This is a genomic window from Gilliamella sp. ESL0443 (assembly GCF_019469165.1).
GTDB lineage: Bacteria > Pseudomonadota > Gammaproteobacteria > Enterobacterales > Orbaceae > Gilliamella > Gilliamella apicola_E.
The window spans coordinates 1,108,214-1,121,958 of the sequence record NZ_CP048263.1 but is presented as its reverse complement, the minus strand read 5'-3'; the positions used below and the strand labels follow the sequence as shown (position 1 = coordinate 1,121,958).

Here is a 13,745-nt window from a genome sequence, read left to right as displayed (position 1 = left end):
AAAAATCTGAAAGATTTCGCTATAATAATTTTATAAAAGAAGAATAATAATTATTTATAATCCTATTATTGGTTAAGTCTAATTTTGCAAAATGTGAGTTTGTTTATGCCAAAAATATATAGGCTTGGATTGGATGTTGGTTCTACAACAGCTAAGTGTGTTGTACTCGATGAACAGGATAATTTTATTTATACCAATTATGTTCGTCATAACACCCATATTGTTAATACCGCTTTATCCCTGTTAGATGAAATTAAACAGCAGATTGGTGATGATGCTATTGTGTCGGTTAAGGTGACAGGCTCTGCTGGGATGGGGATTTCTGAGAAGGCCGGTATCGCTTTTATTCAGGAAGTTGTAGCAGCATCGGAAGTGGTACAACGAAAATATCCTGAGGTGCGAACTCTAATTGATATCGGTGGGGAAGATAGTAAGATGATCTTCTTTTTTCCTGATCGTCCGCCCGATATTCGTATGAATGGGAGCTGTGCTGGAGGAACCGGTGCCTTTATCGATCAGATGGCAACTTTACTTAATACCCCTGTGCAGGAATTTGACCTGCTTGCAACCAAACACGATAAAGTCTACCCCATCGCTTCTCGTTGCGGTGTGTTTGCGAAAACCGATGTGCAAAATTTAATTAGCCGTAATGTTTCCAAAGAAAATATTGCATACTCTGTTCTACATGCAGTTTGTATTCAGTTAGTGAATACGCTAGCGCGTGGTTATGATATTGTGCCAAAAGTGATGCTGATTGGCGGGCCGTTTTCATTTATTCCAACTTTAGGCAAAGCCGCATTAGAAACGTTAAAGTTAAATGAGGAACAAATTGTTACTACAGAGCATCCTACGTTATTGTCGGCTTGGGGAGCGGCAATCCATGCTATTGAACGTAGTGAACTTACTATCAATGATTTCATTGATAGGCTAAGTGCGTCAAATAAGATTCAAGTCAATCAATCTTTTCGCTTAAAACCGTTATTTAACCAGTCGCTATCATTTAATGATTGGCAACAAAAACGCAAATATATCGAAATTCCTCGCCTAGCTTTAGCCTCTTATCAAAAGCAAAACGCTTATTTAGGTATCGATAGTGGTTCAACAACTACTAAGATTACGCTAATTAGTGAGAATGATGAGCTACTTTTTACCTATTATGCCCCCAATAATGGTCATTCAATTAAGGCATTAATTAAAGGGTTAACGGTACTTAAGGATGAGATTGAGGCATCTGGTAAAGAGATTGTAATTGTTCGTACTGGTGTTACTGGTTATGGAGAGGAGTTGTTGAAAGCAGCTTTTGCCATCGATGATGGTTTGGTTGAGACAATGGCTCATTTTGCCGCGGCTAAACATATCGACCCTAAGGTGAGTTTCATCATGGATATTGGCGGTCAAGATATGAAAGCCATTTTTATAGCCAATGGCGTAGTGAATCATATTGAGCTTAACGAAGCTTGTTCGTCAGGTTGTGGTTCATTTATTGAGACTTTTGCTAAATCCCTTAATTCCAATACTATCGATTTTGCTGATGCAGCGTGTAAATCCAATAATCCTTGTGATTTAGGAACGCGTTGTACGGTATTTATGAACTCTAAAGTGAAACAAGCACTCCGTGAAAATGCGACTGTTGGCGATATTTCAGCTGGACTTGCTTTTTCGGTGATTAAAAATGCGATTCATAAAGTGCTTAAGCTTCATGATATGCGCAAGCTTGGCGATCATATTGTGGTTCAAGGTGGTACTTTTAAGAATCCTGCTGTGTTTCGTGCTTTAGAGCAGTTAACTGGTGCTCAAATCGCTACGTCCAATATTCCTGAATTGATGGGGGCTTATGGTGCAGCGCTAGTTGCGAAAAATCATTATATAAATAATCAAACCCCTTCGCAGTTTATTGGCTTAGATAATCTACAAAAAGCTGAAGATAATAAAGCTAAACCTTCACGTTGTAAGGGGTGTGAGAATAATTGCGATATTATGATTTATCGCTTTGCTAATGGTCAACGTTATTATTCCGGTAATAAGTGTGAGCGATTTTTAAGCAATAATCAGCATCAAAATAAAAATGCATTTAATATGTTTGATTATAAGAATGCATTGTTATTCGATAGAGCTAATACGCATAATGTTGACGCTAAACTCCATATTGGAATCCCTCGTGTTTTAGGGCAATATGAAAATTTTCCATTCTGGCATACGTTGTTAACTAGAAGTGGAATAAATGTGACGCTTTCACCCTATTCGACATATGATCTTTATGAGAAAGGGGCAGGTACCGTGATGTCAGATAGCATCTGTTTTCCTGCCAAACTTGTTCATGGCCATATTTTGGAGTTGATCGAGCAGAAGGTTGATCGCATTTTTATGCCGATGGTGGTATTTGAGTCTGACCATTTTGATAATGCAATTAATAGTTATAACTGTCCGATTGTGAGTAGTTATGCTGAGGTGATAAATAGCGCGATCAATCCAAAGACGAAATATAATGTGCCGTTGGATTATCCAGTAATTAATTTTAGTGATCAGAAGTTACTGAAAAAAGGATGTATCAATTATTTAATGTCGCTCGGTATTCCTAAAAATGTGGCGAGTCAGGCTTTTGCAGATGCACTAGTTGCTCAAGCTGAATATAAACAATCACTGAATAAAAAAGCTGTTGAGGTGTTGAATAATGCTAAAGAGACTGGTCGTTATGTGTTTATTTTAGCGGGTAGACCTTACCATAGCGATAGTTTAATAAATCATAAAACACCTGAGATTTTAAATGCGTTAGGTTGTGATGTCATAACCGAGGATTCCGTGTTGGGTGAAATCAGTCGATTATCGCCAGAGTTACAAATCTGTTCACAATGGAGTTATCCAAATCGATTGTATGCAGCAGCAAGTTTTGTTGCTGAGCAACCCAAAAATATTCAGTTTGTGCAACTTAACTCTTTTGGGTGTGGTCCTGATGCAATTGTTACCGATGAGTGTAAGGCGATTTTAGAATCCAAAGGTAAAACATGTACGATTATTCGTGTCGATGAGATCACTGCAACAGGATCTGTTCGTTTGCGTTTGCGTTCGATTATTGAATCAATCCGCATGAATCATCAACAACCATTAAAAATAGTTAAGCGTAAAAATACGACTATTTTTGCTAAGCAAGACAAACAGCGCCGTACTATATTGGCGCCATTTATTTCAGATTTTTATTCTCCATTGTTACCTCCAATTTTTGCTTTGTCTGGCTATAAGCTTGAAATCCTTCCAAAACCAGACAAAAGTTCGGTCGAGTGGGGACTTAAATATTGTAATAATGAGATTTGTTATCCAGCAACGATTATTGTTGGAGATATTATTAAAGCGCTAAATTCAGGTAAATATCAGCGTGATGAAGTGGCTATCGGTATTACCCAAACAGGAGGCCAGTGCAGGGCGAGTAGTTATCTCTCTTTAATTAAGAAAGCAATGATTAGTAATGGTTATGAAGATATTCCGATTGTGTCGCTAAGTACAGGTAATATTAATGAAATCGAACAACCAGGCTTTAAACTTAACTGGCTGAAAACATTACCAACAACTTTTTTTGCTATGCTGTTTGCCGATTCGATTTCAAAGATGTTTTATTCGATTGCGCCTAGAGCAAAATATAGACAGCAAGCTAATCAGTTGAAAGAACTTTATATTAGAAAGTTACAACAAATTATCAATCAACATAAAGGCAAAAAGGCGATCTTTTTGCTGTTAAAAGAAGCTGTCGATCATTTCAATCAAATCGAAACCTTAAATAAAGATTGCCCTCAAATTGGAATTGTTGGGGAGATTTACGTTAAATATAACGGTTTCGGAAATCAAAATAGCATAGATTGGCTAGTTGAACAGGGAATAGAACCGGTTATTCCGCCAATGATCGAGTTTTTTGCTCAGTCTTTTGTTAACTATGATAGTAATGTTGATAATTATATTATCAACAAGAGTTTTGTTGCTTATTTTGTTCACTTTTTTGAAAAAGTAGCGCAGAAGTACATTGATCAAACTAATCAGATTTTGTCGGGATTTAAATATTATCAACCATTCCACAATATTCGTGATATGGCGACAAAAGCGAAAGAAATTCTTAGTTTAGCTAATCAATATGGTGAAGGTTGGTTAATTCCAGCTGGTATTATGACTTTTGCTCAACACGGTATTAATAATGTGATTAGTCTACAACCTTTTGGCTGTATTGCTAATCATGTTGTTTCAAAAGGGGTAGAGAAACGTATGCGTGACCTTAATCCAAAACTTAATTTGCTTTATTTGGATTTTGATGATGGCGCAGGTGAAGTTAATGTGCTTAACCGTTTGCATTTTATGGTGAGTTCATTAAAGTATACTCAATTACAACGTATTGTTTAATTATGTATTAAGGGACGAAAATGTTTTCTATTTATCAATTAAAATCGCGCTTTCAAGCATTGCTTCGTCCTTATGTGAAGTTGCTCTATGATTCACAAATAACTGCCAATCAGGTGACAATAGGTGCTTGTATTGGGTCGATATTAGTTGCTATGTTCGTTGGTTATTTTGCAGATCATCTATGGTTATTTTTGTTAATACCATTATGGATGTTTATTCGGATGGCACTCAATGCGATTGATGGTATGCTAGCAAGAGAATATAACCAAAAATCTAATCTTGGTTCTTATTTAAACGAGATTTGTGATGTGGTTTCTGATTCTGTATTACTATTAATCTTTACTCAATTGAATCAGGTCAATAACAGTTTAGTTATTTTAGTCGTTTTGTTATCTTTTTTAACTGAGTTTGTTGGAGTACTTGGTGTGATGATTGGTAGCTCACGACGTTATGATGGCCCCATGGGTAAAAGTGATCGGGCTTTTGTTTTTAGCCTAATAAGTTTAGGCATTTCTACCTATTTGTTACCACTTGATTGGCTTAATACTGTATTGTGGCTAATTATCTTTTTGTTATTAATTACGGTAGTTAATAGAGTTAGAAAGGGATTGCAAGAATCAACAAGTATCAAGGATTAGCTTATGCGTGAACAGCAGCAAAAAACATTTATTAGTCATGATGGTTGTCAATTATTCTATCGTTATTGGCCAGCTGTCGAGACTAATGATCAAATGACTTCAAAAGCAATTGTACTTTTTCATCGAGGTCATGAACACTCTGGACGAGTAGCCCATTTGGCTGATGAACTTGATTTACCTGACTTTCATATTTTTGCTTGGGATGCGAGAGGAAACGGTCAATCAGAAGGTGAGCGTGGTGATGCTCCCAATTTTGCCACGCTAATTAAAGATGCTGATTGTTTTATTAAGCATATCATTGAGGAATACTCTTTGACTATGCAAGATATTGCCATTATCGCTCAAAGTGTAGGGGCGGTAATTGCAAGCGCTTGGGTGCATGATTATGTGCCAAATATTCGCGCCTTGGTTTTAGGATCACCCGCATTTAGCGTTAAGTTATATGTACCATTAGCTGTGCCAGGACTTAAGTTACTGTATAATCTAAAAGGAAATTTTTTCGTAAATAGTTATGTCAAACCGAATTTATTAACGCATGATACTAGTCGGGCTGAATCTTTTAATAAAGATTCATTAATTACTCGACCTATTTCAGTTAGATTATTGCTTGATCTTTATGCGGTATCAGATCGAATTGTTAAAGATGCCAACGCCATTACTGTTCCCACTCAATTACTCGTTTCTGGCTCTGATTTTGTGGTGCGTCGTAAACCGCAGAAAATTTTTTATGATAATTTGGGAACAAACCAAAAAGAGTTCCATATCTTACCAAAATTTTATCACGATACGTTTGGCGAGAAAGATCGTTATATGGCTATCGATAGGGCGAGGCGGTTTATACAAGGCTGTTTTGCAAATCAACCCAATGTTCCGGTATTAACAAATGCTGATCGAGTTGGTTATACTCGCATGGAAACCGATAAATTAGCATTACCGCCTTCTGGATGGATTAAGTCATGGTATTGGAAGTGTGTCCGAGCGACCTTAAAACATGCTGGTAAAATGTCGGATGGTATCAAGCTAGGCTTAGAAACAGGATTTGATTCGGGTAGTACACTAGATTATGTTTATCGAAATGAACCTTCTGGTTCCTCTAAACTCGGTCAATTTTTTGATTATCTCTATTTGCAATCTATTGGCTGGAGGGGTATTCGACAACGCAAAAACCATTTAGAGCAATTGTTAAAGCAAACTATTGAAAAGCTACAATCTGATGAAGTTAACATTGTTGATATAGCTGCAGGACATGGTCGCTACATTCTAGAAACGATTAATCAAATAGCCCATAAACCAAATTCGGTTTTATTACGTGATTATAGTGATATCAATATTCGTGATGGGCGTATACTCATAGAACAACAAGGTTTAAGTGATATTGTCCGTTTTGAAAAAGGTGATGCATTTAGTCGTAATGAACTTTCACAACTCTCTCCAAAACCTAATTTAGCGGTGGTTTCAGGCTTATATGAATTGTTTGATGATAATCAGTTATTACGTGAATCTCTGTTAGGATTGTCCGATGTGATTCCAGCAGGGGGATATTTAATTTATACCAATCAACCTTGGCATCCTCAACTTGAATTTATTGCTAGAGCTTTAACCTCTCATCGAGAAGGGAAAGCATGGATTATGCGACGACGGACTCAGCTTGAGATGGATCAGTTAGTTGAGGAAGCTGGATTTACTAAAGTTACCATGTTGGTAGATCAGTGGGGTATTTTTACCGTTTCGCTTGCACAACGAAATTCGAATTAATTATGTTAAAAATATATAACCGACTTAACTTTTATAAGTGTATATGGTTAGTCGGTTTATCGGTGTTCTTTTTTACTAGTTACAATTTTGCTAACTGGTTTACGTCTCAACGTGAGGGGGTACCGAGTCTGTTTTTTAGTTGGGAGCGTAATATTCCACTTTGGCCATGGACGATTGTTCCTTATTGGTCTATCGATCTCATGTATGGTTTTGCCATTTTACTAACATCTTCATGGCAATCTCTTAAGACTCTTGGTTTACGGCTGTTAACGGCGCAAGTCATTTGTATTATTTGTTTTTTGCTTTTTCCACTTAAATTCTATTTTGATCGTCCGGCTTTGGACGGATTTTTTGGATTGATGTTTGATATTTTGATGGGATTTGATAAGCCATTTAATCAAGCTCCTTCATTACATATTACGTTATTAGTTATTTTATGGCAGTTTTACGCTAACTATTTTCGTGGATTGAGTCGTTATCTTTTACATATTTGGTGCTTGTTAATTGGACTTTCAGTTTTAACCACTTGGCAGCATCATTTTTTTGATATTCCAACTGGATTATGGGTTGGGTGTTTTTGTATTTGGTTATGGCCGGATAAGAGAGAAAAACAGATAAAACATCGACCGTCAAGCTATTGCTGGGCATTGATTTATTTTGGTTTGAGCTTGTTATCACTGGCCGTTGTTGTCTATTATTCTGTATGGGCTCTATTATGGTTGGCAGGTGCTTTGTTATTGGTTGCTGCTAATTATTTGTTCTCATCAGACTTTCAAAAACAACAAAATGGCCATTTTAAGCTTCCCGTTATTTTGCTTTTTTTCCCATATTTTATCATTATGTGGCTAAATTCAAGGATATGGACAATCAGACATCAAACTGATGATTTGATCGTTGATGAAGTTTATTTAGGCCGCATTCCATCCAGTCAAAGCTTAAAGCAAAATCATTATAATTCCGTGGTAGATTTGTGCGCCGAGTTACCAATTGGGCATTTTAAAGGTGCATATACTCTTATTCCCGTTTTAGATATGACCCCACTTTCGCAGGAAGAGTGTCAACAAGCCGCGAAAACTATTGAACTTTATCATCAACAAGGTAAATTATTAGTTTGTTGTGCTTTAGGTTATTCTAGAAGTGCAACCGCTGTGATTGCGTGGTTATTATGGACGAAAAGAGCCAATAATTTACAAGAAGCAATAAACAAAGTAAAAGCCTGTCGGAATTCGATTGTTATATCTAACCAACAACAATTGATTTTATCCAATTGGTTTTCAACGATTAAAGAAGGGATAGGGAGATGTTAAGTTCGGACCCATTGCAAAATAGTATTAGCAAAACCGATTTGGAGATATTTTGTCATTATTTATCAATTAGCAGACAGATTGATATTTATTCTATGCTTTTATCCGTATTAGGTGCTTTTGTTGCTTTGATAAGTTTTGGGGAAGGGGCTTTAACCATTTTTTGTTTGATTATTTTTCTCCTTGGTTTAATAAGTAAATATTACGCTATAAGAGTCGCTTTTGATAAAAAGTTATTTGAATATTTAGCCAATCATTCAGACCATTTGCAAAATGAGTTGTTGGCGATGGATAAGGCGTTAATCAATTTAAAACTCATTAATGCTCCAACATTAAGGACAGTGGATGATCGCCAAAAGGGAGTTTTATCGCTGTTAAGATTCCAAATAATTTTATTTTTATTACAAAATTGTTTAATCGTTTTTGCTGTCATTAATGGTATTATCAATAATTAACGGATTTTTTTGTAACATTACACACAAGGAGAATTAAGATGTCCCATTATCAATATGATACATTTTTATTGTTTTTGGGCATCGGTTTGTTTTTGTTAGTAGCATCGATAATTGGTCAGCTTCTAAAATACCGCTTCAAATCCCCCAGTATTGATAATTTAAATGCTCGAATTAATGCATGGTGGGTGATGGTAGCCATTATTGGTGGAGCTTTTTGGTTAGGTCAATTGGCAGTGATATTTTTGTTTTTTATTGTTTCGGGCTTAGCTTTACGTGAATTTCTTATTTTAACGCCGATTAATCGCTACGACTATTTTGCATTAATTTTTGCATTTGGTATCGCTTTACCTGTGCAATATATTTTGGTCGCTTATGCTTGGTATGGTCTATTCAGTATCTTTATTCCAGTTTATGCGTTTTTGTTCCTGGCAATATTTGCTACAATTACAGGATCGACCCGAAATTTTTTAGAAAGAATAGCGGATGTGCAATGGGGATTGATGATTACGGTTTATTGTATTTCATGTGTGCCAGCATTATTAGTGTTAGACATCGAAAATTATCAAGGTCGTAACCTGTTGTTAATCGCTTATCTAGTACTCGTCGTTCAGCTATCAGATGTATTGCAATACGTTTTTGGAAAATTATTTGGAAAACATAAAATTAGCCCAAATGTCTCACCAGCGAAAACGATAGAAGGGTTTGTTGGCGGTATTTTATCAGCCAGTTTTATTGGGGCATGTATGTTTTGGATCACGCCTTTTACTTTTCTGCAATCGGGTTTAATTTCGCTAATGATTACACTCTTGGGCTTTTTTGGGGGATTAGTGATGTCTGCTATCAAACGTGATCGGGGTGTAAAAGACTGGGGAAGGCTTATAGGTGGTCATGGAGGAATACTTGATCGCTTCGATTCAATCTGTTTTGCTGCTCCAATTTTTTTCCATGTGGTGAGATATTTCTGGGTAGAGTAATTTTAGTATTATTAATAAACAGCTATTAATAATCAGAATGTTATGAATAAATTTCAAAAATTAACGCTAAAAAAGAGCAAAAAAAATGAATTTATGATATAAATACAGGTATCGTATTAACGTTAGATATAAGTAAGGACATATAATATGCTAAAAGAGCAAATGGTAGTAAAAAATTCAACTGGTTTACATGCCCGCCCAGTAACGACACTTGTTAAATTAGCTGGTCGTTATAAATCATCAATTGAACTTGTTTATAACGATAAAGCTATTAAATTAAAAAGTATGATGGGTTTACTTGGTGCTGGCGTTAAAGGTGGTTCAACTGTTGAAATCATCTGTGATGGTGAAGATGAAAAAGCAGCTATGGATGAAATCCGTGAATTATTTGCTACAGGTTTTGGTGAATAATTTTAAGCGATTTTAATCAAGTTTTATTACTTAAAAATAAAAATCCCGTCGACCTTGGTCGACGGGATTATTTTTAAAGGGCATGAACTAAATACTTTTAAGTAGACCTAATAGAATTATCTAATCTTTGATAATTGAATCCAATTCCGAATGATCAATTGATGGTAATGTTGTTGTAAAAAATCGAGTTAAATAAAGTAAATAACAGAATCCAAAAGCCAACCAAATCAATCCAACCATCATTGCTGTCGATTCAAGGCTAGTCCATAGCCACAACGAAAGTAGTAAACCAATTGCAGGCATTAGTCCATATTTTAATAGCATCAACACTGTTTTCTTGGTTTCACCACCTAAGTAGCTTTTGATAACGCATAGGTTGACAAAGGTAAAAGCGACTAATGCACCAAAACTTATCATCGATATCACTAAGGTTAAATCAAGAACCAAAGAGAATAATGAAAAAATAGAAACAAAAATTATTGATAAGTAAGGTGTTCTAAAACGTGGATGAATTCTATAGAAGATTCTTTTAGGTAATACACCTTCACGTCCCATAGCATAAAAAATTCGAGAAACGCTAGTTTGGGCTGTCATGGTTGAGGCAAATACACCTGTTAGATATGCTGTTTGGAAGAAATTATAAATAAAATTATCTCCATACTTGCCGAAAATATCGCTTAAATGACTTATGCTATCAACTCTATGCATTACATCCAAACTCGCTGTATCTCTATTATCAACAAAATCAGTCCATTGCGGATACGCTAAATGCGCACAATAGGAAACAACTAGGAATATACAACCAGCAATAAGTACGGTGCCAATAATAGCTCTTGGTAAGGTTTTTTTCGCTTCATTTGATTCTTCAGCCAGTGTCGCTATTGCATCAAAACCTAAAAATGCAAGGCATAATATGGCGGCTCCAGAAAATAAACCACTAAAGTCATCTGGTGTAACAGATATTGGTTTGAGCATCGCTTCAGGTGTTAAATCAACATTTATTAAAGTTATAATAATAAACAATACGATAAATAACGCTTGAAATAAATTTAAAGTGATATTGGCCCAATTGATTAACTTGATTCCAAGATAATTTAATATACTGACACCCATAATCGATACTAATACAAATACATAGGCTGGAATATTCTCAAAGTGCTCATGTAGATATATTCCTAAAACCAAATAATTTAATATTGGTAAAAATAGGTAATCAAGAATTTGTGCCCAACCAACTAAGAAACCAACTTTTCCACCAAAAGTTCGTTGTACATAGGTATACGCCGAACCAGCAATAGGGAGTTTATTTGCCATTCGGCAGTAACTCAATGCTGTGAAAAAGATCATGGCAAGGGTGATGATGTAGGCTATAGGTAAGTGTCCATTACTGACAACGGTAACTTCCCCATAAGTGGTAAAGATCCCTAAAGGAACCATATAAGCTAAACCAAATGCAATTAATGCAGGTGTGGTTAAAACTCGTTTCATTTTTATTGCGGACATGATTTATTTTTGCTCCTCTGTCCCAAAAAACAATAAAAAACTACTAAGTATAGTTTTGCCTTTTACCCGCTTGAAGCGGCAGGGAATTCTGCCACATTATCATAATTATGCAAGCTAATTTTTATTATATTGACATTTAATTTAGTAAATTCTGGATTTAACCATTTAATATGAATTATTTCTGAACAATTCTTAATAAAAATAGATTTTTTAGACTCAAAGAAAGTGATTTATATTTAGGTTAAGCTCTCTATTATGAATAAGAATAAAAATAGATTAAACCAAGGTTATTTGCCTATAAAAATAAATCGCATTTTTAATTTCTGAAGAAAGGGAAATATTAAGGATTTGATATAAAGTAATGAGAAAATATATTTATAGGAATATTATGGTTAAATACTTTTCTAATAATAGTGACATTTTTATGTGATCCAATAATTGGCGTGTTAACAATTTTTTCAACTCCACATACGCATAAAGTACATTGTTAAAAAGTAATAGAGAGTAAGCCTATTCTTTTCTTGTCAGTAGGCAAAATAAAAAAATTATTATATTTAAGGAAATTTAGGGAACTTATGAAAAACATCCCCCTTGTTGCATTAACTGCATTATTCTCGACGACGGTTTACGCTAATCATTGTGCTACCTATTATGAACAAAAAGATTTTGATAAAGCTTTTATTGCTTGTAATACTGAGGCTAAGCAGGGAGATAGGGAAGCTCAGTATAATTTAGCACTAATGTTTTACAACGGCGATGGCGTTGAAGAAAATATTGAAAAAGGACTATATTGGGAAACAAAAGCAGCGGAAGCTGGATTTGCTCAAGCGCAATTTGATTTAGCATATAATTATTACATAGGATGGGATATCGAAGTCAATAAAGAGAAAGCACTATATTGGTATACTAAAGCCGCTGAACAAGGGCATAGTGAAGCGCAATATAATTTAGGGGTTATGTATGGTAATGGGGAAGGCGTCGTACAAAATATTGAAAAAGAATTATATTGGTATACTAAAGCCGCTGAACAAGGTCTTAGTAATGCACAATTTAATTTAGGGGCTATGTATAACAGAGGATTCGGTGTCGAAGTCAATAAAGAAAAAGCCCTATATTGGTTTACTAAAGCCGCCAAACAAGGGTATGGTGACGCGCAATATAATTTAGGCCTTATGTATTACAAAGGGGAAGGTCTCGAAAGAAATATCGAAAAAACATTATATTGGTATACTAAAGCCGCTGAGCAAGGCGCTAGTTATGCGCAATTTAATTTAGCACGTTTGTATGAAGTCGGAGATGGTGTCGAGGTCAATAAAGAAAAAGCGCTATATTGGTATACCAAAGCCGCCAAACAAGGGGATGGTGACGCGCAATACAATTTAGCACGTATGTATGAAGTCGGAGATGGTGTCGAAAACAATAAAGAAAAAGTACGGAGTTGGTACACCCAAGCAGCGGAACAAGGTCATATTTTTGCGCAGTTAGAGTTAGCATATATCTATGACCAAGGAGATGGTGTTGAAGTCAATAAAGAAAAATCGCTAGATTGGTATACTAAAGCTACCAAACAAGGAAATGGTGATGAGCAATATAATTTAGCACGTATGTATGACCAAGGAGATCGGGTCCAAATCAATAAAGAAAAAGCACTATATTGGTACACCAAAGCGGCGGAACAAGGGGATATCTCTGCGCAATTAGAGTTAGCCTATTTGTATGACCAAGGAGTTGGTGTCGAAGTTAATAAAGAAAAAGTACTATATTGGTATTCTCAAGCTCAAGTTCTATCTCTAGCTCAAGAAGAGGAAGATGAGTTTATGGTAGATCAATATTATTTGGCAAGTATTTATGCTGAAGGTGATGGGGTCAAAGTTGATAAAAAGAAAGCATTATATTGGTACACAAAAGCAGCGGAACAAGGGTATAGTGAAGCGCAATATAATTTAGGACTTATGTATCACCACGGAGACGGAGTAAAAAAAGATATAGCGTTAGCAAAAAGGTATTTTAAGCAAGCTTGTTCGCTTGGTTTTGATAAAGGATGTGATGATTATAATTCCCTTAAATAAACACGATTAATTCATATTGAAAATATATATGCTAAAAATGTCTTATATATTAAGACAATTTTTTATACAGACTCAAAATGTCATTGATTCTGTTATCCCAATCTTTTTTGATATAGATTGATTTAACAGTGACTTTTTAATTAGGCCCAAGATATTTGGTTGATATGATAACATTTTATTAACTCCATATACCGATAAACGATTTAAAAGTACATTGTTAACGAGTAATAGATAGTAAGCGTATTTTGTTCTATTT

Annotated in this window: 9 protein-coding genes; 8 read left to right on the top strand and 1 reads right to left on the bottom strand. The window is 35.3% G+C overall.

Features of this window, described 5'->3' with window-relative positions; translation table 11 throughout:
- Positions 1 to 105: 105 nt before the first annotated feature.
- From GYM76_RS05135 to GYM76_RS05105, 7 genes are all read left to right on the top strand, one after another.
- Positions 106 to 4,380 (top strand): acyl-CoA dehydratase activase-related protein, encoded by a 4,275-nt coding sequence (locus GYM76_RS05135; RefSeq protein ID WP_220226129.1) that lies wholly within the window; start codon positions 106 to 108, stop codon positions 4,378 to 4,380.
- Positions 4,381 to 4,400: 20 nt separating this feature from the next.
- Positions 4,401 to 5,018: a CDP-alcohol phosphatidyltransferase family protein gene (locus GYM76_RS05130; RefSeq protein ID WP_220226128.1), complete on the top strand. Its 618-nt coding sequence runs from the start codon at positions 4,401 to 4,403 to the stop codon at positions 5,016 to 5,018.
- Between the two features lie 3 nt (positions 5,019 to 5,021).
- On the top strand, positions 5,022 to 6,773 hold the full coding sequence (locus GYM76_RS05125) for a bifunctional alpha/beta hydrolase/class I SAM-dependent methyltransferase (protein ID WP_220226127.1): 1,752 nt from the start codon (positions 5,022 to 5,024) through the stop codon (positions 6,771 to 6,773).
- A 2-nt stretch (positions 6,774 to 6,775) separates the two neighbouring features.
- Positions 6,776 to 8,080 carry a phosphatase PAP2/dual specificity phosphatase family protein gene (locus tag GYM76_RS05120; protein WP_220226126.1) on the top strand — a complete coding sequence of 435 codons (1,305 nt, stop codon included), beginning with the start codon at positions 6,776 to 6,778 and terminating at the stop codon, positions 8,078 to 8,080.
- Positions 8,074 to 8,532 carry a hypothetical protein gene (locus tag GYM76_RS05115; protein ID WP_065563492.1) on the top strand — a complete coding sequence of 153 codons (459 nt, stop codon included), beginning with the start codon at positions 8,074 to 8,076 and terminating at the stop codon, positions 8,530 to 8,532. The genes GYM76_RS05120 and GYM76_RS05115 overlap by 7 nt, the downstream gene beginning before the upstream one ends.
- A 38-nt stretch (positions 8,533 to 8,570) precedes the next feature.
- A complete protein-coding gene (locus tag GYM76_RS05110; protein WP_220226125.1) occupies positions 8,571 to 9,506 on the top strand; it encodes a phosphatidate cytidylyltransferase in 936 nt (311 codons plus the stop codon).
- 147 nt (positions 9,507 to 9,653) lie between these two features.
- Complete coding sequence (locus tag GYM76_RS05105) at positions 9,654 to 9,917, top strand: HPr family phosphocarrier protein (protein ID WP_065734887.1); 264 nt, start codon at positions 9,654 to 9,656, stop codon at positions 9,915 to 9,917.
- Positions 9,918 to 10,037: 120 nt separating this feature from the next.
- Here GYM76_RS05105 and GYM76_RS05100 read toward each other — a convergent pair whose 3' ends face one another.
- Entirely contained in the window at positions 10,038 to 11,420 is a 1,383-nt protein-coding gene (locus GYM76_RS05100) for an APC family permease (protein WP_220226124.1), read from the bottom strand.
- A gap of 575 nt (positions 11,421 to 11,995) precedes the next feature.
- Between GYM76_RS05100 and GYM76_RS05095 the strand changes: the two genes are divergently transcribed.
- The gene (locus tag GYM76_RS05095) at positions 11,996 to 13,489 is read left to right on the top strand and encodes a tetratricopeptide repeat protein (protein ID WP_065563488.1); all 1,494 of its coding nucleotides are present in this window, start codon (positions 11,996 to 11,998) and stop codon (positions 13,487 to 13,489) included.
- The last annotated feature ends 256 nt before the right edge of the window (positions 13,490 to 13,745 follow it).